This is a genomic window from Halomonas sp. B23F22_20, assembly GCF_043496985.1.
In the GTDB taxonomy this organism is placed as follows: domain Bacteria; phylum Pseudomonadota; class Gammaproteobacteria; order Pseudomonadales; family Halomonadaceae; genus Halomonas.
The window spans coordinates 128657-151355 of the sequence record NZ_JBIEKH010000004.1 but is presented as its reverse complement, the minus strand read 5'-3'; the positions used below and the strand labels follow the sequence as shown (position 1 = coordinate 151355).

The following is a 22699-nucleotide window of genomic DNA, read 5'->3' as shown; positions in this document are numbered from 1 at the left end:
GGCGCCGGCTGAATCCCCTATCGGCGCGTCGCTCGGAAACTTGAACCACGCCAAGGCGTTGCCACCGGCGGCGGCGGGATGAGACGGCTTTCAAGAAAGGCCCCATTTGGCCGATGATGGGGAAGGACAGGATTCCCCTTCACCGATCCCATGACAGGACGCATGAGCGACCCACAGCTTCTCCAGGAATATCCCGCCGCCCTCAAGGTGGTTGGCGTCGGTGGCGGTGGCGGTAACGCCATCCGCCACCTGCTCGAGACCACGGCCCTGGACGGCATCGATGCCGTCGCCGTGAACACCGACCGCCAGGCCCTCGATGCCCTGCCCCAAGACGTGGCGTTGCCCATCGGCGGCGGCGTCACCCGCGGTCTTGGGGCCGGGGCCGATCCCGAGGCCGGGCGTCGGGCCGCCGAGGAGAGCCGCGATGCCCTGCGCGCCCGGCTGGCCGGCGCCGACTTGATGTTCCTGATGGCCGGCATGGGCGGCGGCACCGGCAGCGGCGCCACCCTGGAGGTCGCCGACCTGGCCCGCGAGATGGACATCCTGACCGTGGCCGTGGTGACGCGGCCCTTCGGCTTCGAGGGAACACGACGTCGTCACGCCGCCCAGGCCGCCATCGAGGCCCTGGATGGCCGGGTGGACTGCCTGGTGGTGGTACCCAACGACCGCCTGCTGCCGACGCTCGGCGCCGGGACCTCAATGATGCGGGCCTTCGCCGCGGTCAACGACGTGCTGCGCGAGGCCGTGATTGGCATCGCCGACGTCATCACCCGGCCAGGCATGATCAACATCGACTTCGCCGACGTGGCCGCGGTGATGCGACGCCCCGGGCGGGCGCGCATCGGCACCGGCGAGGGTATGGGAGAGGACCGCGCCGCCCAGGCGGTGCAGGCGGCGGTGGAACATCCGCTGCTGGAGGCCACCGACCTGGCCGAGGCGGCAGGCGTGCTGGTCAGCATCACCGCCGGGGCAGACCTGAGCCTCGCCGACTTCGACGAGGTCGGCCGCCAGGTGGCCGCTTTTGCCGACGAGGACGCCATGCTGGTGGTCGGCACCGCCCTGGATCCTGCGCTGGAGGGCCGACTGAGGATCTCGATCGTTGCCACCGGCCTGGAGGTCGCCAAGGGCAGCGAGAAGACACGCCTCGCGCCCGCCAGCCAGGCCCCTAGCGCGCCGCCTCGTGCGGATACCGAGACACCGGCTCGCCCACGTGCCGAGCCAGCGACTCGCCCCGGGGCCGAAGCACCGGCCGACGAGCTGCTGGATCTAGGAGACTTCCTGAATCGCCTCAAGCGCTAGCGCGGCGGGCGAACCAGGTAGCGTTCTCGGAAAGTGTCCGCCGCCACCGGCCGACCGGTGAGAAAGCCCTGGATCAGGCAAACGTGATAGGCCTTGAGCGCCTCGAGCTGATCCTCGGTTTCCACGCCCTCGGCCACCACCCTCAGACCAAGCTCGCGGGCCAGCCCGGTCACGGCGGCGAGGATGGCGACGCTGCCCCGGGATTGTCCGAGCCCGCGAATGAAGCTGCGGTCGAGCTTGATGGTCGTCACCGGCAGTTCCTGGAGATAGCTCAGCGAGGAATAGCCGGTGCCGAAGTCATCGATGGCGAGGTTACAGCCCAGTTCGCGCAGCGCCTCCAGGGTGGCGGCGGCCCGCTGGTGCCGGTCGAGCAGGGTGCTCTCGGTGAGCTCGAAGCCGATCTGGCCCGGCGGCAGATCGAAGTCGGCATAGAGCCGGCGCACCTCGTCCACCAGGTCTTGCTGCCAGAACTGTCGCGCCGAGAGGTTGATCGCGACCGGCGGCGGCGCCAGCCCGGCCTTCCGCCATGCCCGTAGCTGGCCGGCCACCAGCGTCATCAGGCGGCGGCCCAGCGGCAGGATAAGCCCGGAGCGCTCGGCCAAGGGGATGAAATCGCCCGGCGAGACGACCCCCAGCTCGGGGCTGGCCCAGCGCAGCAGTGCCTCGGCGCCGCGCACCTCGCCGCTGTCGCGGTCGATCAATGGCTGGTAATGAACGGCGAGCCCCTCGCCGGTCTCGGCGGTGTTGCGCAGCGCGGTTTCCAGCGCCAGGTCACGATGGTCCCGGGCATGCATGTCGGCACGATAGAGCCGGTAGGTGTTCCGCCCCTCTTCCTTGGCGCGATACATGGCGGCATCCGCCCGCTGGACCAGCACCTCGGGCTCGTCGCCGTCGTCCGGATAGACGCTGATACCCAGGCTGCAGCCGACCCGGATGCGGCGTCCGCCCAGGTCGAAGGTCGCGCTGGCCGCATCGATCAGCCGGCGCGCCACTCGAGTCACCCCGTCGATCTCGACCACTTCGGGCAGCAGGGCGATGAACTCATCGCCCCCCAACCTGGCCAGGGTGTCGTCCTCACGCAGGTGATGGACCAGGCGCTCGGTGAGCTTGACCAGCAGTTCGTCACCCAGCGCGTGGCCCAGAGAGTCGTTGACCTGCTTGAAATGGTCCAGATCGAGGAACAGCACCGCCAGGCGCCGATCCTGACGGTGGGCATGTCGAATGGCGAGCGCCAGCCGATCGTCGAGCAGGCGCCGATTGGGCAGGCCGGTCAGCGGGTCATAGTAGGCAAGACGGCGTACCCGCTCCTCGTTCTCGCGGATGTGGGTGATATCGGTGAACAGCGCCGCATAGTGGCTGACCTCGCCCTGCTCGTCGTGGATCGCCGAGATGGTCAGCAGCTCCAGGTAGAGTTCGCCGCTCTTGCGGCGGTTCCAGATCTCGCCGCGCCAGAAGCCACTCTCCTGAAGCGTCTGCCACATGTCGCGATAGAAGGCGGCATCGTGGCGGCCGGAGGACAGCACCGCCGGCGTATGCCCCACCACTTCCTCGAGGCCATAGCCGGTCATGTGGGTGAAGGCTGGATTGACGAACTCGATGCGGGTCTGGGGATCGGTGATGATGATGCCCTCCAGGGAGGCATCGATGACCCGTTCGGCCAGCTGCAGGCTCTCCCGGGACCTTGCCAGGGCCTGGTCGCGCGCCTCGAGCGCCTCGCGAAGATCCCGCAGATAGCCGTGTTCGGCACCGGCCAGGATGTCACGGAAGCCCAGCAGGCCGGTGACCGTGCCGGCCTGATCGGTGACCGCCAGATGGCGAACGCCCTGGCTGACCAGCACCTCGCGAGCGCGGATCAGCGGTTCATCGGCGCCGATGGTCAACAGCGGTCGGCTGGCCAGCTCGCCGACGCTCACAGCGCCGGGATGATGGGCGACGAAACGCACCAGGTCACGTTCGGTGAGGATGCCAAGCCCCTTGGTATCGTCCTCCACCACGGCGGCGTCGGCACCGGCGCCGCGCATTCGCCGGGCCGCCTCGGCCAGGCCCAGTGCCCCCGGTAGCAGCAGCGGCGAACGCTGCATGGCGGCCCGCACCTCACGCAAGCGCAGATAGGGCTCTAGGCCCTGGTTCAGCGCCACGTCGCTCTGGGACACCATGCCCAGGTAACCGCCCTGGCCATCTACCACCAGCAGGTGGCGACAGCCCTGCGCGGCGAAGCGCATGGCCGCCTCGCCCACCGAAGCCTGCCGATCGATCATCGCCACCGGCCGACTCATGGCCTCGGCGATCGGGCGACGCGCCGCGGCCGGATCATCGAAGTCGAGCGCCAGGCTGTCGTGCTCGGTCCAGATGCCGAGCGGGCGGCCCTCCTCGACCACCAGAATGGCCCCGCACCGGCGGCGCCCCATGCGTGCGGCGGCGTCGCACAGCGGCGTGTCCGGACCACAGCTCAGCAGCCCGGTCCGCATGATGCGTTCGATGGGAAGGTCGTGGGGGTCGTGCGACTGATCCGAGTCCATCCATGCACCGTCTCAGGGTAAAACAGCCCACTCTAATATCCAGCACAGCCGAGGCGGAAGCGCCTACCGGCCACCTATTGACGCCGATCAATGAATAGACTGTTGCCTGCCTGCCGCTTGGCCTGCCCCTTCAGTTCGGCCAGCACGTTGGCGATATCCATGGCCGTGCGCCCGGCACCGGGCGCGACCGCGTGATAGGCCAGCGACAGCGTCATCAGGGGGACGAACATCGCCTCGCCCTGACGATCGCGCCCCGAGAAGCCACCGGCCCGGCGATCCGTCTCAGAGTAGAAGCTGGGAATGAAACGGGCGAAGCGCGCGAGGATCGCCTCGCAGCGACGCCTGGCCGGCGCCTCCGGAAGCACCAGCATGAAGTCGTCGCCCCCCACGTGACCGACGAAGCCATCGTCGGCGCACTCCTCCTCCAGCATGTGCCCCAGGGCCAGGATCACCTGATCGCCACGGGCATAGCCGTAGGCATCGTTGTAGGCCTTGAAATGGTCCAGATCGACGTAGACTGCAACGAAGGGATCGGCCTGGGCCAGGCGGGCGGCCAGGGTATCGTTGATCACCTGGTTGCCCGGCAGGCCGGTGAGGGGATTGGCCTGGCGGGCGCTGCGCACCTGCAGGGCGGTGATCTCACGCAGCAGGTCGATGACCTGCCCCATGCCCCGGTAGCGCCCCGCGTCGTCGACGATGACGAAGTCGTCGCGACTCCCCTTGGGCGAACTGGTGATCCGCTGGCTGAGCGTCTCCAATGGCATGGATGCCTCGGCCACCAGCATGCGCCGGTCCATCAATGAATCAATCGCCCGACGGGCATGCAGCGCATGGCTGAACGGGTTGGTGAACACGCCCAGGAACTGGTGCTGACGCACCAGCCCCACCGGCCGATGGTCGTCATCCAGCACCGCCAGGCAACGCAGCTCTGGCTCGCAGCGGAAGCGCTCCACCACCTCGGGCACCAGGGTTCCCTGCATCACCGGCGCCAGGTGACGACACAGCATCGAAGCATTGGTGCCGAAGCTGCCGGACATCGCCGGCGGCACCGGCACGGGCGGGTCGAGGCTACGCGGCGGGTCCGCGGCCGGGCGGGCAAAATGGTGGCCCTGCATCAGGGTACAGTTCATGCTCCACAGGCAGCGCTGCTCGCCGGCGGTCTCGATGCCCTCGGCGATAACGCGACAGCCGAGGCTCCTCGACACCTCGAGCAGCGAGCCCAGAAACTGCCCCTTGCCCGGGTCGCGGTCGATGTCCTGCACGAAATGCCGATCCATCTTGACGAAATCGGGCCGCAGCTCGGCCCAATGGCGCAGGCTGGAGTAGCCGGCCCCCAGGTCGTCGAGCGCCACCTGGAAGCCCATGCGCCGATAATGGTCCACCGCCTGGCGCATCAGCGCATAGTCGTGGATCGGCAGATGCTCGGTGAGCTCGATCACCACCCGCTCCGGCGACAGCCCCACGCCGTCCAGGAAGGTGCGAGTCAGGCCCTCCCGGAAGTCTTGCTCCAGCAGCGAGGTCGGCATGACATTGAGGAACAGCCGCCCCGGCAGCCCCAGCCGGGCGAAGGCCTCGATGGCCAGGCGCCGACACAGCAGGTCAAGCTCCACCAGGCGGCCGCTGTGCCGTGCGGTATCGAACAGCGTCAGCGGTGAGTGCAGCGGGGAATCCGAAGGGCCCCGGGCCAGCGCCTCGTAGCCGAAGATGCCCTGGCAGCCGGCATCGACGATCGGCTGGAACAGCGGCGTGATGCGCGCTTCGTCCAGGATGCGTGCCAGCTCACGCGTCTCGTGATCGATCATGACGTCGGCCTCCCGACGAGGCGCCACAGTGGCGTCAGGCATATCGCGCACCTCAGGCGGGCAGGGCCTCGAGCGCCCGGACATCGTCGTCCTCTCGAGCATCGGGCGACTCGGCCGGCGCCGCCTCGAGCGCCGTCCGATCGGCCAGGGCGAAACGCGCGGTGAACATGCGCATGCGCTCGGCCTCTTCCTCCAGCGCCGCCGCCGTGTGGTTGGCTCGCTCCACCATGGCGGTATTGCGCTGGGTCACGCTGCCCATCTGATGCATGGCCTGGTTGACCTGCTCGAGGCCGCGGTGCTGCTCGTCGGAGGCGTGGGCGATCTGATCGATGCGCTCGCCCCCCCCTGAATGGCGGCGACGATGGCAGCCATGTCGTCGCTGGCGCGCCGTGACAGGCCGTTGCCGCGTTCCACGCTGGCCCGCGAGGCCTCGATCAGCTCGCGGATCTCCCGGGCGGCCTGGGCGCTGCGGCCGGCCAGGGAGCGCACCTCGCCGGCCACCACCGCGAAGCCGCGGCCGTGCTCGCCAGCCCGCGCCGCCTCCACCGAGGCGTTGAGCGCCAGCAGGTTGGTCTGGAAGGCGATGTCGTCGATCAGGCCGACGATCTCGCCGATGCGGCCGGAGCGCTCATGGATCTCGCCCATGGTATCGACGAAGGCCGTGACCACCTCACTGCCCTGTCGGGCCTTGCCGGTGGCCTGGTCGGCCAGTTCGTTGGCCTCGCGAACATGGCCGCTGTTGTCGGCCACCGAGGCCGTCATCTCGTCGAGGCTGGAGGCGGTCTGCTCCAGGGAGGCCGCCTGCTGCTGAGTGCGTGCCGCCAGCTCCTGGTTGCCCTCGCTCATGATGGCGGCGCTGTCGCGCACCCGGTCGCTGCCGTCGCGCACCCGCTCCACGGTGGCCGCCAGCGCCTCGCGCATGCCCTCGAGCTCGCGATAGAGCTGACCGATCTCGTTACTCCCCCGAGAGGTGACCGGCGTCCCCAGGTCGCCGTCGGCGATGCGCCGGAAATGTTCGATGATGTGCGCCAGCGGCCTGAGCACGTTGGCCCGCACGCCCCAGATCACCACCAGCACGATCGCCAGCGCCCCGGCCAGGGCCGCCACCAAGGCCAGATTGAGCCAGCCGGCCACGGCCGAGAAGCGTTCGGCCAGGCCATCGCTGCGCTCGACGGAAGTGGCGAAGAAGGCGTCGGCGCTGTCCATGAAGTCCTGGCTCATGCCGCTGACGCGGGACTTGCCGGAGTCGTAGCCTCCCGCATCGCCCTCCTCGAGCAGCATCAGCTGCAGCGAAAGCCCCGTGCTGAAGAGCGACTGAAAGCGCGACACCAGGGCATCCATCGCTTCCTGCTGGGCTGGCGCGACGGGAATGGCCTGGAAGCGTTCGAAGGCCGCCTTGGCCTCGGCCATGTCGGCCTGGGCCTGCTCGATGACCGGCCCGGGGCGATCGAAGGAGGGGACCCTCACCAGGTGAGCAGCGCGGTCCATGGCCACCTGGGCCCGAAGCGTCGCGATATAGGCCTGGTTGAGCGCCCGGGACTGCGCCACCTGGACCTCGCGCAGGCTCTCGAAGGCGCTACGCCCATGATGATTGGCATAGAGGCCCAGGGCGCCGGTACCCAGGATGATCGCGCCAAAGGCGACCAGCACCAGGAACCAGCTGAGCCGTATGGTCATTCGATCGAGAAGCCGCATGGGGAAGTCCTGTCGCTGATGAAAGACAAACGCCGGGAGTCAGGGCGGCGTTATATCAGCGTTTTATGACATTCCAGTGGCAGGCGGCACGGCGCGAACGCCATGCGCACGGTAAGAGCGCCATACGACAGAGGAGAGACAAGAGAAGACAAGCGGTCACTCAAGACGCTGCGATGGCGGCCGATATCCCGTCCCGAGACGGACCTTCATGAGAACAACAGGAAAACGCCCATGAGCACTTCCGTGAACGAGATCGGCACCGGCCAAGTAACATCGCCCACCGACGGCCTCTCACCGCAGCGACGCGTGGAAGCAATGCTTTCCACCTGGCTGCCCGGTAGCGCGGACCAGGCAAGCCGCGAAGCGCCGCCGCAGCATGGCGAGCTGATCGCCCCGGTACAGAAGATCAACGAGGTCATGCGCCCCTACGGCGTGCAGTTCGAACTCGACGAGGCCACCACACGCATGGTGACCCGACTGGTGGATCGCCAGACCGGCGAGCTGATCCGCCAGATCCCCGCCGAGGAGGTACTGCGCATCGCCGAGCACCTGGAGGAGCTGCAGGGCCGGCTGATCAACCTGAAGGCGTGATAGAGGCATTGTCTGAAAAGTTGGCGAGCGCACGAGCTGATGTTTAACGTCGTATAGCCGAGCGCAGACACTTTTCGAACATTGCCTAGACTTGCATGTTCATCACGTCCTTGTAGGCCGTCACCAGGCGATTGCGCACCTGAACGCCCATCTCGGACGCCACGCTGGCCTTCTGCATGTCGACCATGACGTCGTCGAGTTCGACGCCGGGTTCGCCGGACTGGAAGGCCTGCATACTGTCACCGGCCTGGAGCTTGAGCTCGTTGATGCGCTGGATGGAAGCCTGCAGCTCGCCGGCAAAGCCGCCGTTGCCCACGGCCGTGTCGACCCGCTGGCCACTGGCGGCATCGCCGCCGGCCTGGGTGGCCAGCGACTGCATCTGCGCCAGTGCCGACGCGAGGGCGGGAGAGCTCATCAAACACCTCTGCAAGAATAAAGGTAAGGATGGCTGCCAAGGCTAGCAGTGCCGCCGTGCCTGCCATGCGGCCAATTGCCGAGCAAAAAACCGGCTTTTCTCACCTTTGGCGTGACAGCCCCTGCGGATAATGTCCGTCATCACAGTTCCGCCCTGGCCTCGGGGCGGCGAACCGCGATTGACGGGAAGCAGTCGATGCCTTCTTCTAGTTCCGCGGGCCCCGGCGTTGCAGCTGCCGGGAGGCTCGCATGAGCAGTGGCGCCTCCGCCACCGGCAACACAAGGGCCCAGTCGTTCTCCTTGTCGCAGCTGACCCAGCAACTGCGCGGCAGCCCCCTGATCGCCCTGCTGATCGTCGGCGCCGCCGTGATCGCCGTGGCGGTCGCGCTGCTGCTGTGGGCGCGCAGCCCCGACTACCGAGTGCTCTACAGCAACCTCAGCGAGGCCGACGGTGGGAGCATCATCGGCGAGCTGGACAGCCGTAATGTGCCCTACCGCTTCAGCCAGGGCGGACAGGCCCTGCTGGTGCCCGCCGAGCAGGTCCACACCCTGCGCCTGCAGCTGGCGGCGCAGGGCCTGCCCGAGGGCGGTAACGTCGGCCTGGAGCTGATGGAGAACCAGGCTTTCGGGATCAGCCAGTTCGCCGAGCAGGTCAACTACCAGCGCGGCCTCGAGGGCGAGCTGGCCCGCTCCATGGAATCGCTGGGGCCGGTCGCCGGAGCTCGCGTCCACTTGGCGCTGGCCAAGGACTCGGTGTTCGTGCGCCGTCGCGAGCCGGCCAAGGCCTCGGTGGTGCTGACCCTGCACCCCGGTCGCACCCTCGGCGAAGGGCAGGTCAATTCCATCGTGCACATGGTCTCCAGCAGCGTACCCGACCTGCCCGCCGAGGCGGTCACCGTGGTCGACCAGGGAGGCCAACTGCTCTCCACCCCCGACGGCGGCGGCCTGGGCCTCGACGGCACCCAGCTGGACTACGTCGCCGAGGTGGAGCGCGCCTACCGGCGGCGCATCGAGACCATCCTGGCGCCGATTCTCGGCCGCCGGAACATCGAGGCCCAGGTCACCGCCGAACTCGACTTCTCCCAGCGCGAGGAAACCTCGGAGAGCTACGGCCCCAACCAGCCGCCCAAAGAGGCGGCGGTGCGCAGCCGCCAGACCAGCCTCGACCTCAACGGCGCCGGCGACCTGGCCAGCGGCATCCCCGGCGCGCTGAGCAACACCCCGCCCGGCGCGGCGCCCTCCCCGATCGACGAGGGCACCGGCGACGCGGCCCAGGGACAGGATGCGCAGGACCAGGACGCCGCGGGCGACGGCGCCGCGACCAATGCCGACCGGTGGATGAGCCGCGACGACGTGATCAACTACGAGGTCGACCGCCAGGTATCGCACGTCCAGCACCGCCGTGGGCGCGTGGAACGCCTCTCGGCGGCCGTGGTGGTCAACTACCGCGAGGCCCTCGACGAAGCGACCGGCGAACTCGCGCCCACTCCGCTCGATGACGAGGAGATGGCCCAGATCGAGCGCCTGGTACGTCAGGCCATGGGCTTCTCCGAGGCCCGCGGCGACCAGGTGGCGGTGGTCAACAGCCCCTTCGCCAAGGACGACTCGGCGGCCAACGAGCCGGACTGGTGGCAGCGCCCGGACGTTCAGCAGCTCGCCTTCACCCTGGGACGCTACCTGCTGGTGGGCATCGCCTTGCTGCTGCTCTACCTGCTTATCCTGCGGCCCTTCATCCGTCGCTACACCGAACGGCCGCTGCCGGCCGCCGCACCGCCGGCACCGGGCTTCCAGGCCCGAGTCGGCGATGACGACGACGAGCGTGACGACGTCGACGGCGAAGCCGGGGCCGACGGCGAAGCGGAGGACGGCGAAGGCTCTCCGCGGCGTCGCAAGCGCCGGGCAACCGCCTACGAACAGAACCTCAACGACCTGCGGGAAATGGCCCAGGAGGATCCACGCATGGTGGCCATGATCGTCCGCGGCTGGATGAGCAAACATGACGAGTAAAGCGATGACCGGCCTGCGGCGCAGTGCCATCCTGCTGCTGGCGCTGGACGAGGACAGCGCCGCCGAGGTCTTCAAGCACATGTCGGCCAAGGAGGTGCAGCAGCTGAGCATCGAGATGGCCACGATGAGCCAGGTCTCCCACGAGGAGATGCGCCAGGTGCTGCATGACTTCAACACCGAGACCGAAGAGTTCATCGCCCTGAACCTCAACTCCAGCGACCACATCCGCTCGGTGCTGACCAAGGCGCTGGGCAGCGAGCGCGCCTCGAGCCTGATCGAGGACGTCATGGAGACCTCGGGCACCAGCTCGGGCATCGACGCTCTCAACCTGATGGAAGCCTCGATGGTGGCCGAGCTGATCCGCGACGAGCATCCGCAGATCATCGCCACCATCCTGATTCACCTCGAGCGCCACCAGGCCGCCGACGTGCTGGAGATGTTCGACGACAAGCTGCGCAACGACGTGGTGCTGCGTATCGCCACCTTCAGCGGCGTGCAGCCGGCGGCGCTGCAGGAGCTCACCGAGGTGCTGACCAGCATGCTCGACGGCCAGAATCTCAAGCGCAGCAAGATGGGCGGCGCGCGCACCGCGGCCGAGATCCTCAACCTGATGAACACCCACCAGGAAGAGGCCGCCATCGAGACGGTGCGCTCGCACAGCGAGGACCTGGCCCAGAAGATCATCGACGAGATGTTCCTGTTCGAGAACATGATCGATCTCGACGACCGCAGCATCCAGCTGGTGCTCAAGGAGATCGACACCAACTCGCTGGTGGTGGCACTCAAGGGGTCCCACGAGGCGCTCATGGACAAGTTCCTGCGCAACATGTCCCAGCGCGCCGCCGACCTGCTGCGCGAGGACATGGACGCCCGCGGACCGATCCGCGTTTCCCAGGTGGAGGCCGAGCAGAAGGCGATCCTGCAGGTGGTGCGCCGCCTGGCCGACGCCGGCGAGGTGGTGCTGAGCGGCGGAGACGACACCTATGTCTGATCCTGGTGCCATGTCTGACCCCGATGCCGACCGCCACGCCGGTGCCGACAAGCCCTGGCGCCGCTGGCGCATGGGCGAGCTGCGCACGCCCGAGCGGCGCGACGAGCCCGACGCATCGCCCGCGCCCGAGGAGGCCGCCAAGCAGGCTCGCCAGCAGGAGGCACGCCGTCAGCAGCAAGCCCTCGATGCGCTGCGCCAACAAGCCCATCGCGAGGCCTATGAGCAGGGTCTGCGCGAGGGCCGCGAGGATGGCCACGCCGAGGGGCTGGCTCAGGGGCTCGAGGAGGGCCGCCGCCAGGCTCGGGAGGAGCTCGAGCAGCGTACCGAGGAGACCCTGGCGCCGCTGGTGCCGCTGGCCCGGCACTTCGACGAGGCGCTGGCAAGCCTCGACGAGGCCGTGGCCGAAGACCTGGTCGAACTGGCCCTGGCCACCGGTCGCCAGCTCGCCGGCGAAGCCCTCAAGGCGCGCCCGCGCCAGGTGCTGGAGCTGATTCGCGCCCTGTTGCACAGCGAGCCGCCGCTAATCGGCCAGCAGCGCCTGTGGCTGCATCCCCTCGATCATCGCCTGGTCACCAAGCACCTCGGCGAGGAGCTGGAGGCCGCCGGCTGGCAACTGCAGCCCGACAACCAGCTGACCCGCAGTGGCTGCCGAGTGACCAGCGCCCGCGGCGAGCTGGACGCGACCTGGGAGACCCGCTGGCAGGCGATCCAGGACCAGGTGCGTCGGCGCCAGCCGCCGACGTCTTCCACCGACGAGGACTGAGATGACCGACGGCATGCTCACCAATCGTCACCAGGCCGGCTGGCAGCGTGCCCTGCAGGGCGTGCGCCGCCGTATCGAGCCGCTGCCGGTCAGCCGTGCCAGCGGCCGGGTAGTGCGCGCTACCGGGCTGGTGATCGAAGTGGTGGGCCTGCAGGTGGCACTCGGCAACGCCTGCCGCATCGAACTACCCGATGACCAGGGTCGGCCGGGGCAGCGCTTCGCCGAGGCCGAGGTGGTGGGCTTCGACGGAGAGCGGCTGTTCCTGATGCCGCTGGCCGAGATCAGTGGCCTGCGTCCCGGCGCCCGGGTCTTGCCGCTGGGCGACGGGGCCGGCGATGCCGCCCGTCGCTTTCCGCTCGGCGAGCGCCTGCTGGGGCGAGTGGTCGATGGCAACGGCACTCCGCTGGACGGCCAGGGCCCGCTGGACGAGGCGCCCCGGGCACCGCTGGCCACACCGCCGCTCAATCCGCTGTCCCGGGCGCCTATCGACACCCAGATCGATGTCGGCATTCGCGCCATCAACGCCCTGCTCAGCGTCGGCCGTGGCCAGCGCATGGGGCTGTTCGCCGGCTCGGGCGTCGGCAAGTCGGTGCTGCTCGGCATGATGGCGCGCTATACCCGGGCCGACGTCATCGTGGTGGGGCTGATCGGCGAGCGTGGCCGCGAGGTCCAGGACTTCATCGACAACATCCTCGGCGCCGAGGGCCGGCGCCGCGCCGTGGTGGTGGCGGCGCCGGCCGACACCTCGCCACTGCAGCGCCTGCAGGGCGCGGCCTACGCCACCCGGCTGGCCGAGGGCTTCCGCGATCAGGGCAAGAACGTGCTGCTGATCATGGACTCGCTGACCCGCTACGCCATGGCCCAGCGCGAGATCGCCCTGGCCATCGGCGAGCCGCCGGCCACCAAGGGCTATCCGCCCTCGGTGTTCGCCAAGCTGCCGGGCCTGGTGGAACGCGCCGGCAATGCCGAGCGCGGCGGCGGCTCGATCACCGCCTTCTACACTGTGCTCACCGAGGGCGACGATCAGCAGGACCCGATCGCCGACTCGGCACGCGCCATTCTCGACGGGCACGTGGTGCTGTCGCGCACCCTGGCCGAGGCCGGCCACTATCCGGCCATCGACATCGAGGCCTCGATCAGTCGCGCGATGACCGCCATCGTCGATGCCCCCCAACTCGATCAGGCTCGCCGCTTCAAGAGCCTGTTCTCGCGCTATCAGCGCAATCGCGACCTGATCAGCGTGGGCGCCTACCACCCGGGCCACGATCCCCACCTTGACGAGGCGGTGAATCGCTACCCGGCCCTGGAAGGCTTCCTGCAACAAGGCATCGGAGAGTGCGCCGACCTCGATGCCTCGCGCCAGGCACTCGTCGGCGCCCTTGGAGGCAAGTCATGAGCCGCACCGCACTGGACAACCTCACCGAGCTGGCCCGCGAGGCCCGCGACCTGGCCGGCCAGAGACTCGCCGGCGATCGCCGCAGCGTCGACCAGATCATCGCCCAGCTGGAGTCTCTGCAGCGCTACCGGGCGGAATACGCCGCCCAGCTGCAGGTGGCGCTGCGCGAAGGCATCGATCCGGCCAGCATGCACAACTACCAGCGCTTCCTGGCCTCGCTGGACGACGCCCTGGTGCGCGCCCGCCAGGCCCTGGAGGAGCAGCGCCGCCGCGTGGCTCACAGCCAGCGCCACTGGCAGCAGGAGCAGCGCCGCCTGAGCTCCTACGACACGCTCGCCGAGCGCCGGGCCGAGGCCCAGCGGCGAGCCGAACAGCGTCGCGAACAGCGCGACACCGACGAGCTGGTGACACAGCGCTGGCTGCGCCGGAACACCGTGCCGAGCGGCTACTAGGACAGCGAGGAAAAGGCTCATGGATATTCAGCAGATACTCGCCGCGACGTCTTCCCAGGCCTCGGCATCGAAGGGCGCGAAGGAGGGAGCCGCCGGCGCCCTCACCGGCGCCGACTTCGCCCAGGCGCTGGCCTCGCTGTCGTCGGCGACCGGTGCCGAGGAGGTTCAGGGCACCCCGACGGAGGCTTCCCCGCAGGCATCGCTCGAGGCCCTGCGGCGTGCCGTCACGGCCCTGGAAGACAGTGGCCAGGCCATCCCCGACGAGCTGCAAGCCCTGCTGTCACGGGCCGATGACAGCGAAGCGGTAGCGCAGCGACTGCAAGCACTGCTGTCCTCCACCGCCGAGGAAAACACGCTCCCCGAAGGGCTCCAGAACCTGCTGTCCGGGGCGTCCAGCGTGTCACTGTCGCAGGCCATGCAGGCCCACCCCGCGATGGACAGCGGCGACGAGGCCGCGTCCCCCGAGATGGCGGCCGAGCTGCAGATGGTCATGCAACGCCTGGCATTGATTCAGGGCGCGGGTCAGCCGCTGTTCGAGAGCCGTGGCGCGACACCGGCGACGGCCCTGCCGGCCTCAGCCGCTGCGCTCGCGCCCTCATCACTCTCGAGCCTGGATCTCGCCGCCGCCCAGCCGGGTGGGCAGGCGGCGGCCAATGCCTCCGCCCCCGTAACCAGCAATCCGCTGCTCCAGGCCGCCCAGGCCCGCATCGATGCACCTGCCATTACGGCTACCGCGCTGGCCAGCGCCGAGGCTACCCAACAGGCCTCCGGCGGCCAAGGCACCGCGACAGCGGCGCCGGCGGCCTCACCGCAGGCCCTGCTGGAGGCCCTGGCGGCACGCCGCGAGCCTCAAAGTGGCAGTGGCCAGGGTCATCATCCGTCACCCATGGCCGGTCCGCTGAGTGGCAGCGGCCAGGCAACCTCGATGACGCCGCCCGGCAATGTCAGCGCCCCCGCCACGCCGCAGCAGGCGACCCTGAGCGCCCCGGTCGACAGCCCGGCCTGGCCCCGCCAGCTGGGCCAGCAGCTGATCCGCTTCGGCCGCGGCGGCGGCGGCGGCGAACAGCACATCGAGATGAAGCTGCACCCGGCCGAGCTGGGGCCGCTGTCGGTCACGCTCAAGGTCGGCGACCAGGGCGCCCAGGCGCACTTCCTCTCGGCCCATGCCCAGGTTCGCCAGACCCTCGAGCAGGCGCTGCCCCAGCTGCGTGAGGCCCTGGCCGAACAGGGCATCGCCCTGGGCGAGACCTCGGTAGGCGAGCAACGGCAGGGCGACGCCGACGGCCAGCAATTCGCCAGCACCGGCGGCTCAAGCAGCAGCGAGGACGACGAGCCTGCGTTGGCGCCCCAGGTCAGCGACTCGGCGAGAGGCCGGGACATCCCGCTGGACGGCCGGGTCGATCTCTACGCTTAACCGTCTGTCAGACTTGACCGATCGGACCAGGCGAATAGCCCGCTATGTAACGCGTCCGATCGAATGAAATTGGCCAAAAGCCCGGATGTCACAGCAGATCAGCGTTAAGTCCGACAGACTGCTCATGGCCCGCAAAAACCGGAGTTAGGCCCGTTCATCGGGCCTGTTCGAATCATCGTGACGGCCTCTAGGGCGGCATAATCCACCGCTATCGGCAGATAGCTCAGCATAGGAAAGGCAATGGCGACGGCAACATCCAGTACGGGCTCCCGGAAACTGCTATGGCTGCTGGTAGTGCTGGTCGTACTCGCCTCCTCGGCGGCGGCCGCGGCCCTGTTCATGGCCTTCAACCAGCAGGACGACGGGCAGGTCGCTGCCCAGCAGCCCTCGACGCCCGTGTACCAGGAGCCGATCTTCGTGGAGATCGCGCCCTTCACCGTCAACCTGGCCGATGACGACTACGGCTCACGCCTGCTGTATGCGGGCATCTCGCTCAAGGTGCCCGATGAGCAGAGCCAGGCGCTGTTGACGGCGCACATGCCGGAGGTGCGCAGCCGCCTGCTGATGCTGCTGTCCGGCCAGCAGGCCGCGGATCTGTCCACGCCCGAAGACAAGCAGCGCCTCGCCGAACAGGTGAAGGCCACCCTCGAGGCCCCGATGAGCGAGACACAGCCGGAGCTGGCCATCGAGGAAGTGCTGTTCACCGAATTCATCGTGCAATAACCCCGGGGTCGCGACACCCATGTCCCAAGACGATCTGCTCTCCCAGGACGAGATCGACGCCCTTCTCAAGGGTGTCAGCGGGGATGACGAGCCCAGCGCCGGCAATGACGGCCAGCCCCAGGTACGCCCCTTCGATCCGGCCTCCCAGCACCGGATCATTCGCGAGCGCCTGCATGCCCTGGACATGATCAACGAGCGCTTCGCCCGCTATTTCCGAATGGGATTGTTCAACCTGATCCGGCGCAGCGCCGACATCACCGTGGACTCGGTGAAGTACCAGAGCTACAGCGATTTCTCGCGCAACGTGCCGGTGCCCACCAACATCAACATGATCGCCATGAAGCCGCTCAAGGGCTCGGCGCTGATCGTCTTTCCCCCCAGCCTGGTGTTCATGGTGGTGGATAACCTGTTCGGCGGCGACGGTCGTTTCCTGACCAAGTCCGAGGGCCGCGAGTTCACCAACACCGAGCAGCGCATCATCCAGCGCCTGCTGCAGCTGGCCATCGACGCCTACGGCGAATCCTGGAAGTCGGTCTACCCGCTGGAGATCAGCTTCCTGCGCAGCGAGATGCAGTCGAAGTTCGCCAACATCACCAACTCGCCCAACGAGATCGTGGTCAACACCAGCTTCAACCTCGAGGTGGGCAACCTGGCCAGCAGCTTCCAGATCTGCATGCCCTACTCGATGATCGAACCGCTGCGCGATCTGCTGACCAATCCGCTCAACGACGGTCATCAGGATCAGGACGGCACCTGGTCGAAGCGCATGGCCGGCGAACTTCGGCAGTCCGAGGTCGAGCTGGTGGCCAATTTCGCCGACATTCCCTCCCGCATCGCCCAGGTGCTGGCCCTCAAGACGGGCGATGTGCTGCCGCTGGAGCTACCCGCGACGGTGAACGCCAGCGTGGACGGCGTGCCGGTGATGGAGTGCGAATACGGCAGCCAGCACGAGCAGCGAGCCCTGAGGGTGCTGCGCCTGTTCGACCATGCCGCAGGCCATGCGCCATCCAGTGCCTTCGTCAGGGCCGCCCAGCCGAAACCCAAGGAAGCCAAGCATGACTGATCCCAACAAGCCCGACGATCGGAAACTCGACGACGAGTGGGCGGCCGCCATGTCCGAACAGGAGGGCGACGCGACCCCCAACGAGGACGAGGACCCCTGGGCGGCGGCCATGGCCGAACAGGCCGCCTCCGAATCGGCCGAGGGCGACGAGGCAGCGAGCGAAGAGGCTGACGACGCGCCGGCGCAGCCGGCCGGCGAGAGCGTCTTCCGGCCGCTGCAGGACAGCCAGGGCAGCCCGGTGCCGCGCGATCTCGAGATGATCATGGACATCCCGGTCAAGCTGACCGTGGAGCTGGGGCGCACCAAGCTGACCATCAAGCAGCTGCTGGAACTGGCGCAGGGCTCGGTGATCGAGCTCGAGGGCCTGGCCGGCGAGCCCATGGACATCCTGATCAACGGCTACCTGATCGCCCAGGGCGAGGTGGTGGTGGTGGACGACAAGTACGGCATCCGCATCACCGAGATCATCACGCCCTCCGAGCGGGTCCAGAAGCTGAACCGATGAGCGAGACCGCCTCCAGCGCAAGCGCCGCTGTCGACGGCCTGGCCTCCGGCGGCGAAGCCCTGATGGGCATGGCCACCCTCGGCAAGACGGCCGCGGCACTGGCCTTGGTGCTGGTGGTGATCCTGGGCTGCAGCCTGCTGCTCCGACGCCTCGGCGGTGCCGGCCGCGGACAGGGACATCGCCCGCGGCTGATCGGCAGCAGCGGCATTGGCCAGCGCGAACGGGTGGTGATCGTCGAGGTGGAGTCGACCTGGCTGGTGCTGGGGGTCGGCGGCGGCCAGGTCAACAAGCTGCATGAGATGCCCGCCCCCGAGTCATCGGCCCCCGATGCCGAATCGCCGGTGTCCCCGGACGAAGGCTTCGCCACCCGCTTCGCCCAGGCGCTGCGCCATAACGCCGGCCTGAGTCGCAACGGCCGGGAGCGTTCATGACGTCGCTCACCTCCCGCCACGCCCGCTGGCTGGCGCTGGCGCTGCTGCTGTTGCCCGGCCTGGCGCTGGCCCAGCAGATTCCCGGCCTGGTCAGCCAGCCCATGGAGGATGGCGGCCAGCGCTGGTCGCTGTCGCTGCAGACCCTGCTGCTGCTCAGCTCGCTGGCCTTCCTGCCGGCGGCGCTGCTGATGATGACCAGTTTCACCCGCATCATCATCGTGCTCAGCCTGCTGCGCACCGCCATGGGCACCCAGGCCACGCCGCCCAACCAGATCCTGCTGGGCCTGGCGCTGTTCCTGACCTTCTTCATCATGGCGCCGGTGTTCGGCGAGGTGTACGACCAGGCCTGGGTACCGCTGTCCAACGGCAACATCGCCTTCCCCGAGTTCCTGACCCAGGCCCAGGGCCCGTTCCGGGAATTCATGCTGGCCCAGACCCGGGAGTCGGACCTGGCGCTGTTCGCACGCCTGGCCGATATCGGCCCGCTTCAAGGGCCGGAGGACGTGCCGCTCAGGGTGCTGGTGCCTTCCTTCGTGACCAGCGAGCTGAAGACCGCCTTCCAGATCGGTTTCACCATCTTCATCCCCTTCCTGATCATCGACCTGGTGGTGGCCAGCACCCTGATGGGCCTGGGGATGATGATGGTGCCGCCGATCACCATCTCGCTGCCCTTCAAGCTGATGCTGTTCGTGCTGGTCGACGGCTGGCAGCTGATCATCGGCTCGCTGGCGGAAAGCTTCTACCTGTGAGCGCCCGGAGACTGCCATGACCCCCGAAACGGTAATGACCATCGCCTACCAGGGCATGCGGGTGACGCTGCTGCTGGCCGGCCCGCTGCTGCTGACCGCGCTGTTCACCGGCCTGCTGGTCAGCCTGTTCCAGGCCGCCACCCAGATCAACGAGATGACCCTGTCGTTCATCCCCAAGATCCTGGCGGTGTTCGCCGTGCTGGTTCTTGCCGGCCCCTGGCTGCTGAACCTGATCACCACCTTCACCCGCGAGCTGTTCAGCAATATTCCCAACCTGGTGATGTAGCCGCCGATGGTCGAGATCACCTTCGCTCAGCTGCATGGCTGGCTGATCGCCTTCCTGTGGCCGTTCTGTCGCATCACCGGGCTGATGATGACCTCACCGATCTGGGGACACTCCAGCGTGCCACGCCAGGCCAAGATCGGCCTGGCTGGAGCGCTTACGGTGGTGATGGCGCCGGTACTGCCGGCCATGCCGGAGGTGCCGCTGATGTCCTGGGCGGGCTTCGGCATCATCGTCGAGCAGCTGCTGATCGGCGCCGCCATGGGGCTGGTGATGCGCGTGACCCTGGTGGTGGTCCAGGCCGCCGGGGAGTTCATCGGCTTGAAGATGGGGCTGGCCTTCGCCACCTTCTTCGACCCCTCGAGCGGCACCAACATGATGGTGCTGTCGAGAATCCTCTACATGATCACGCTGCTGATGTTCCTGGCCTTCAACGGCCATCTGGTGGTGATCGAGATCCTCGCCTCGAGCTTCCAGACCCTGCCCATTGGCCTGGGACGCTACGATCCCGCCGCCTTCGAGATGCTGGCCCGCTACGGCGGCACCATCTTTTCATCGGGCATGCTGCTGGCCTTGCCGCTGGTGGCGGCGCTGATGATCATCAATCTGTCGCTTGGCATCCTCAATCGCTCGGCGCCTCAGTTGACCATCTTCAGCATCGGCTTTCCCGCACAGTTGACCATGGGCGTGGCACTGCTGATGGTGCTGATGACCGACCTGGACCGCTTCCTCGAGCGGCTGTTCGGCCAGGGTCTGGCCTTTCTGAGGGGCTTTATCGACACCCTGGCTCCGCTGACCGGCTAACTTCCGTCGCCCGTCGCCCGTCGCCCGTCGCCCGTCGCCCGTCGCCCGTCGCCCGTCGCCCGTCGCCCGTCGCCCGTCGCCCGTCGCCAGAATCATCGACACACAAAACCGCCCTGGCGGGATGCGACAGGGCGGGACAAGGGGTCATGGCCGGGATAGACCATGACCGGCAGGGCTCGGGATATCAGAGGTACTGGAAAAGCGACATGCCCTTCATGTTGGCAAAGGTCTGCTGGGAGGCCTGCAGGCCGACCTGACGCAGGCTGTATTCGGAGATCGCCTCAACGTAGTCAAGATCGACCAGGTCGGACTGGGTCTTCTCGTAGTTGAGCGTACGGTTGGCGCTGACGCCATCCACCACGTCCAGCTCGTTGAGCCTCGCGCCCATGGAAGCCCGCTCCGTCAGGACGGTATCCAGATGGTCGTCCAGACTGTCCATCTCGGCACCCAGATCGCCGCTGCCAGACTCCAGCTTACCGATCGCCGACTCCAGCGTGGAGAAGAGCGCGGCATCGTCGCCAGCGGCGCCGAAGATCTCACCACCGCTGGCGCCCACCGGCATCAACCGCGAGGCATCGATGCGCTGCTCGCGCACCTTGTCATCCCCCTCATAGGTGACGGTGCCACCGCTCTGGACGAAGGGCTCCTCATCGTCCTTGTAGCCGCCGAACAGATAGTTGCCATTACCATCGGCGGCGTTGGCCTGGCCGAGCAGAGTGTCGTAGACCCCTCTCAGCTCGAAGGCCACGGACTGACGATCCGCCTCATTGAGCGTGTCGCTGGAACCCTGGATCAGCAGCGTCTTGGCGCTGGTGATCGAGTCGCTGACGCTATTGAGCACGCTCTCCGATTGCTCGAGCGCTGTTCGCGCGCTGATTCGCGAGTCGGTGTACTGCTCGGTGATGGCCAGCGACTGGCTGACGCCCACGGCCCGAGCCGCCGCCTGGGGATCGTCGGACGGACTGATCACCCGACGGCCGCTGGCGATCTGCTGGCTGACGTCGTTGAACTTGGCCTGCTGCTGATTGAGCGAGCCGACGCTCTGATTGAAGATGGTGAGGGTACTGATGCGCATCTCGTGAGACTCTCCCTATCAACCGCGCAGGCCGAGCACGGTGTCGAGCACCGAGGTCGCGGTATCGATGACCTTGGCGTTGGCCTGGTAGTACTGCTGGTAGCGGATCAGGTTGGCCGCCTCCTCGTCCAGGTTGACCCCGGATTCGGACTGCTGGACGGCTTCCAGCTGCTCGCTGAGCCCCTGCTGGGCCTCCAAGTTGACCTGGACGATATTTGTGCGGTTGCCGACGTCGCTGACCATCGAGGCGTAGGCCTCGCTGAGCGACGCCGAGCCACCGACGACGCTCTCCTGCTGCAGGTCCTGCATGGCCAGGGCATTCTCGTTGTTGCCGGCCTCTCCGCCGGCTCCCGCCGCGGCAATCTTGTCGGTGTCGGCAATGGCCGTCCTCAAGTCGGCCGCCGCATGGCGCACCGGCTGGACCACGAAGCGATCGTTGTCGGCCAGGCCGGCGGGGGCGTCGAAGCTCAGGGTCAGGCCGCCGAAGCTCAGCTCGCCGCCGGCATAGTCGACGTCGGCGGCCTCCAGTACGGCCCCGGTGTCCTCGCGCACCACCTCGAAGGCCGGCGCCGCGGCGTCGGTGACGCGTACCGTATAGTCGGTGGCCTTGAGCTGATCGATGCTGTCGGCATCGAAGGCCGCCCCGGCGATCTCGGCGGTGCCCGTGTTGCGCTCGGCCGAGAAGGCCCGCGGCTCACCGATACTGAAGAACTCGCCACCCGCGTCGCCGTTCAGGTCGACGCCTTCGGCATGCTGTCGATTGACCGCCACCGCCAGCGAGACCGCCATCTGGCCGATCTGGTTCTGGGTCTTGTCCAGGGTCTCGGCTCGGAAGTCCATCAGCCCGCCCAGAGTCCCGCCGCTGATGGCGTCCTCATCCAGGGCTCGGACGTTGCCGCTGGAGTCCGGATAGCCGACCACGGTGCGCTGAGGATCTTCCGGCGAGGCCATGGCTTCCAGCTTGAAGCTGCGATCGCCCATCACCAACGGCTGGCCATTGGGCAGGCTGACGTTGTAGGACTTGCCGTCCTGGATGTTGAGCCGCAGGTCCATGCGCTCGCTGAGCTCGTGGACCAGCTGATCGCGCTGGTTGAGCAGCGCATTGGGCGCCTCGCCCTGCTTGGCACGTGCCAGGGCGATCTCGCGATTGATCGAGCCCAGCTGCTCGGTGGTGTTGTTGATCTGGGTGACCTCGTCCTCGATCTGGCCGTTGATGCCGTTCTGCATGTCCTGCAGGTAGCCGTCGAAGGAGCGGAACTGGGCGCTCAGGGTATCCGCCGATCCGAGCACGCCCTGGCGGGCGGCCGGGTCGGAGGGCGCGCTGGTCAGGTCCTCCATCGAGGAGAAGAAGTCCTGCATCAGCGGCGAGAGCCCGGCGGCCTCGTCGGCCAGCAGGTTGTCGATCTGCTCCACCTGGGTGCCGTAGGTTTCCAGCGCGCTGGTCTTGCTGGTGGCGTCATTCAGCTGGTCGGCGATATAGCGATTGAACTGACGCTGGATATCGTTGACCTGGACACCGCCATTGCCGGTGCTGCTCTCGCCGAGCATGGTCACTTCGCGGTTGTAGCCCGGCGTGTAGAGGTTGCTGATGTTGTTGCTGGTGGTGGCCAGGGCATTCTGGGCGGCGTTGAGGCCGCTGAGGCCCGTGGAGAAGATGCTCATGACGGTATTCCCTTATGCCGATTATCAGGCTATCGGCCACGCCGGGCCGAACTTGAGGCCA

Annotated in this window: 22 protein-coding genes; 15 read left to right on the top strand and 7 right to left on the bottom strand. The window is 67.8% G+C overall.

All coding sequences use genetic code 11. The features are described from left to right. Nucleotides 1-162: 162 nt before the first annotated feature. Nucleotides 163-1299, top strand: coding sequence for a cell division protein FtsZ (gene ftsZ / locus ACGTN6_RS04265; RefSeq protein WP_394590023.1), 1137 nt, complete (start codon nt 163-165; stop codon nt 1297-1299). On the opposite strand, the gene ACGTN6_RS04260 is transcribed toward ftsZ, so the two are convergent. The 4 genes from ACGTN6_RS04260 to ACGTN6_RS04245 all read right to left on the bottom strand — a co-directional run bounded on the left by ACGTN6_RS04260 (nt 1296) and on the right by ACGTN6_RS04245 (nt 7315). Next, nucleotides 1296-3767, bottom strand: a complete 2472-nt coding sequence (locus ACGTN6_RS04260; protein ID WP_394590022.1) for an EAL domain-containing protein — start codon at nt 3765-3767, stop codon at nt 1296-1298. The genes ftsZ and ACGTN6_RS04260 overlap by 4 nt on opposite strands. Before the next feature lie 125 nt (nt 3768-3892). Next, on the bottom strand, nt 3893-5662 hold the full coding sequence (locus tag ACGTN6_RS04255) for an EAL domain-containing protein (RefSeq protein ID WP_394590021.1): 1770 nt from the start codon (nt 5660-5662) through the stop codon (nt 3893-3895). 10 nt (nt 5663-5672) lie between these two features. Next, on the bottom strand, nt 5673-5888 hold the full coding sequence (locus tag ACGTN6_RS04250; RefSeq protein ID WP_394590020.1) for a hypothetical protein: 216 nt from the start codon (nt 5886-5888) through the stop codon (nt 5673-5675). After that, the gene (locus tag ACGTN6_RS04245; RefSeq protein WP_394590018.1) at nt 5867-7315 is read right to left on the bottom strand and encodes a methyl-accepting chemotaxis protein; all 1449 of its coding nucleotides are present in this window, start codon (nt 7313-7315) and stop codon (nt 5867-5869) included. The genes ACGTN6_RS04250 and ACGTN6_RS04245 overlap by 22 nt, the downstream gene beginning before the upstream one ends. Nucleotides 7316-7546: 231 nt before the next feature. Between ACGTN6_RS04245 and ACGTN6_RS04240 the strand changes: the two genes are divergently transcribed. Continuing rightward, nucleotides 7547-7906 carry a flagellar protein FlaG gene (locus tag ACGTN6_RS04240; protein WP_394590017.1) on the top strand — a complete coding sequence of 120 codons (360 nt, stop codon included), beginning with the start codon at nt 7547-7549 and terminating at the stop codon, nt 7904-7906. 85 nt (nt 7907-7991) lie between these two features. On the opposite strand, the gene fliE is transcribed toward ACGTN6_RS04240, so the two are convergent. After that, complete coding sequence (gene fliE, locus ACGTN6_RS04235; protein WP_394590016.1) at nt 7992-8321, bottom strand: flagellar hook-basal body complex protein FliE; 330 nt, start codon at nt 8319-8321, stop codon at nt 7992-7994. A gap of 248 nt (nt 8322-8569) precedes the next feature. On the opposite strand from fliE, the gene fliF reads away from it, so the two are divergent. From fliF to fliR, 13 genes are all read left to right on the top strand, one after another. Beyond that, nucleotides 8570-10327 (top strand): flagellar basal-body MS-ring/collar protein FliF, encoded by a 1758-nt coding sequence (gene fliF, locus ACGTN6_RS04230; RefSeq protein WP_394590015.1) that lies wholly within the window; start codon nt 8570-8572, stop codon nt 10325-10327. Then, entirely contained in the window at nt 10317-11318 is a 1002-nt protein-coding gene (fliG, locus tag ACGTN6_RS04225) for a flagellar motor switch protein FliG (RefSeq protein WP_394590014.1), read from the top strand. The genes fliF and fliG overlap by 11 nt, the downstream gene beginning before the upstream one ends. Beyond that, complete coding sequence (locus tag ACGTN6_RS04220) at nt 11311-12081, top strand: flagellar assembly protein FliH (RefSeq protein WP_394590012.1); 771 nt, start codon at nt 11311-11313, stop codon at nt 12079-12081. Before fliG ends, ACGTN6_RS04220 begins: the two co-directional genes overlap by 8 nt. 1 nt (nt 12082) lies before the next feature. After that, entirely contained in the window at nt 12083-13477 is a 1395-nt protein-coding gene (fliI, locus tag ACGTN6_RS04215) for a flagellar protein export ATPase FliI (RefSeq protein WP_394590011.1), read from the top strand. Then, nucleotides 13474-13929 (top strand): flagellar export protein FliJ, encoded by a 456-nt coding sequence (fliJ, locus tag ACGTN6_RS04210; protein WP_394590009.1) that lies wholly within the window; start codon nt 13474-13476, stop codon nt 13927-13929. Before fliI ends, fliJ begins: the two co-directional genes overlap by 4 nt. A gap of 19 nt (nt 13930-13948) precedes the next feature. After that, nucleotides 13949-15343 carry a flagellar hook-length control protein FliK gene (locus ACGTN6_RS04205; protein WP_394590008.1) on the top strand — a complete coding sequence of 465 codons (1395 nt, stop codon included), beginning with the start codon at nt 13949-13951 and terminating at the stop codon, nt 15341-15343. 240 nt (nt 15344-15583) lie between these two features. Continuing rightward, the gene (fliL, locus tag ACGTN6_RS04200) at nt 15584-16066 is read left to right on the top strand and encodes a flagellar basal body-associated protein FliL (RefSeq protein WP_394590007.1); all 483 of its coding nucleotides are present in this window, start codon (nt 15584-15586) and stop codon (nt 16064-16066) included. Between the two features lie 19 nt (nt 16067-16085). Further along, entirely contained in the window at nt 16086-17129 is a 1044-nt protein-coding gene (fliM, locus tag ACGTN6_RS04195) for a flagellar motor switch protein FliM (protein WP_394590006.1), read from the top strand. Beyond that, nucleotides 17122-17634: a flagellar motor switch protein FliN gene (gene fliN / locus ACGTN6_RS04190; protein WP_394590005.1), complete on the top strand. Its 513-nt coding sequence runs from the start codon at nt 17122-17124 to the stop codon at nt 17632-17634. Before fliM ends, fliN begins: the two co-directional genes overlap by 8 nt. Next, a complete protein-coding gene (gene fliO / locus ACGTN6_RS04185) occupies nt 17631-18065 on the top strand; it encodes a flagellar biosynthetic protein FliO (RefSeq protein WP_394590004.1) in 435 nt (144 codons plus the stop codon). Before fliN ends, fliO begins: the two co-directional genes overlap by 4 nt. Next, nucleotides 18062-18814, top strand: a complete 753-nt coding sequence (gene fliP, locus ACGTN6_RS04180; protein ID WP_394590003.1) for a flagellar type III secretion system pore protein FliP — start codon at nt 18062-18064, stop codon at nt 18812-18814. The genes fliO and fliP overlap by 4 nt, the downstream gene beginning before the upstream one ends. A gap of 16 nt (nt 18815-18830) precedes the next feature. Further along, complete coding sequence (fliQ, locus tag ACGTN6_RS04175) at nt 18831-19100, top strand: flagellar biosynthesis protein FliQ (protein ID WP_183386761.1); 270 nt, start codon at nt 18831-18833, stop codon at nt 19098-19100. Between the two features lie 6 nt (nt 19101-19106). Next, the gene (fliR, locus tag ACGTN6_RS04170) at nt 19107-19901 is read left to right on the top strand and encodes a flagellar biosynthetic protein FliR (RefSeq protein ID WP_394590002.1); all 795 of its coding nucleotides are present in this window, start codon (nt 19107-19109) and stop codon (nt 19899-19901) included. Between the two features lie 184 nt (nt 19902-20085). Here the strand turns inward: fliR and flgL are convergent, their stop codons facing one another. Together flgL and flgK are read right to left on the bottom strand one after the other, a co-directional pair. Continuing rightward, nucleotides 20086-20976, bottom strand: a complete 891-nt coding sequence (gene flgL / locus ACGTN6_RS04165; protein ID WP_394590001.1) for a flagellar hook-associated protein FlgL — start codon at nt 20974-20976, stop codon at nt 20086-20088. 18 nt (nt 20977-20994) lie between these two features. Continuing rightward, nucleotides 20995-22638, bottom strand: a complete 1644-nt coding sequence (gene flgK / locus ACGTN6_RS04160; protein ID WP_394590000.1) for a flagellar hook-associated protein FlgK — start codon at nt 22636-22638, stop codon at nt 20995-20997. Between the last annotated feature and the right edge of the window lie 61 nt (nt 22639-22699).

Bases quoted from the DNA above. Each gene is read 5' to 3' on its own strand.
- ACGTN6_RS04240 (WP_394590017.1), top strand. From the start codon at position 7,547: ATGAGCACTTCCGTGAACGAGATCGGCACCGGCCAAGTAACATCGCCC.
- fliG (WP_394590014.1), top strand. From the start codon at position 10,317: ATGACGAGTAAAGCGATGACCGGCCTGCGGCGCAGTGCCATCCTGCTG.
- fliI (WP_394590011.1), top strand. From the start codon at position 12,083: ATGACCGACGGCATGCTCACCAATCGTCACCAGGCCGGCTGGCAGCGT.
- ACGTN6_RS04205 (WP_394590008.1), top strand. From the start codon at position 13,949: ATGGATATTCAGCAGATACTCGCCGCGACGTCTTCCCAGGCCTCGGCA.
- ACGTN6_RS04250 (WP_394590020.1), bottom strand. From the start codon at position 5,888: ATGCATCAGATGGGCAGCGTGACCCAGCGCAATACCGCCATGGTGGAG.
- fliQ (WP_183386761.1), top strand. From the start codon at position 18,831: ATGACCCCCGAAACGGTAATGACCATCGCCTACCAGGGCATGCGGGTG.
- fliO (WP_394590004.1), top strand. From the start codon at position 17,631: ATGAGCGAGACCGCCTCCAGCGCAAGCGCCGCTGTCGACGGCCTGGCC.
- fliL (WP_394590007.1), top strand. From the start codon at position 15,584: ATGGCGACGGCAACATCCAGTACGGGCTCCCGGAAACTGCTATGGCTG.
- fliP (WP_394590003.1), top strand. From the start codon at position 18,062: ATGACGTCGCTCACCTCCCGCCACGCCCGCTGGCTGGCGCTGGCGCTG.
- flgK (WP_394590000.1), bottom strand. From the start codon at position 22,638: ATGAGCATCTTCTCCACGGGCCTCAGCGGCCTCAACGCCGCCCAGAAT.
- ACGTN6_RS04260 (WP_394590022.1), bottom strand. From the start codon at position 3,767: ATGCGGACCGGGCTGCTGAGCTGTGGTCCGGACACGCCGCTGTGCGAC.
- ftsZ (WP_394590023.1), top strand. From the start codon at position 163: ATGAGCGACCCACAGCTTCTCCAGGAATATCCCGCCGCCCTCAAGGTG.
- fliE (WP_394590016.1), bottom strand. From the start codon at position 8,321: ATGAGCTCTCCCGCCCTCGCGTCGGCACTGGCGCAGATGCAGTCGCTG.
- fliN (WP_394590005.1), top strand. From the start codon at position 17,122: ATGACTGATCCCAACAAGCCCGACGATCGGAAACTCGACGACGAGTGG.
- fliR (WP_394590002.1), top strand. From the start codon at position 19,107: ATGGTCGAGATCACCTTCGCTCAGCTGCATGGCTGGCTGATCGCCTTC.
- ACGTN6_RS04255 (WP_394590021.1), bottom strand. From the start codon at position 5,662: ATGCCTGACGCCACTGTGGCGCCTCGTCGGGAGGCCGACGTCATGATC.
- ACGTN6_RS04245 (WP_394590018.1), bottom strand. From the start codon at position 7,315: ATGCGGCTTCTCGATCGAATGACCATACGGCTCAGCTGGTTCCTGGTG.
- flgL (WP_394590001.1), bottom strand. From the start codon at position 20,976: ATGCGCATCAGTACCCTCACCATCTTCAATCAGAGCGTCGGCTCGCTC.
- fliJ (WP_394590009.1), top strand. From the start codon at position 13,474: ATGAGCCGCACCGCACTGGACAACCTCACCGAGCTGGCCCGCGAGGCC.
- fliM (WP_394590006.1), top strand. From the start codon at position 16,086: ATGTCCCAAGACGATCTGCTCTCCCAGGACGAGATCGACGCCCTTCTC.
- fliF (WP_394590015.1), top strand. From the start codon at position 8,570: ATGAGCAGTGGCGCCTCCGCCACCGGCAACACAAGGGCCCAGTCGTTC.
- ACGTN6_RS04220 (WP_394590012.1), top strand. From the start codon at position 11,311: ATGTCTGATCCTGGTGCCATGTCTGACCCCGATGCCGACCGCCACGCC.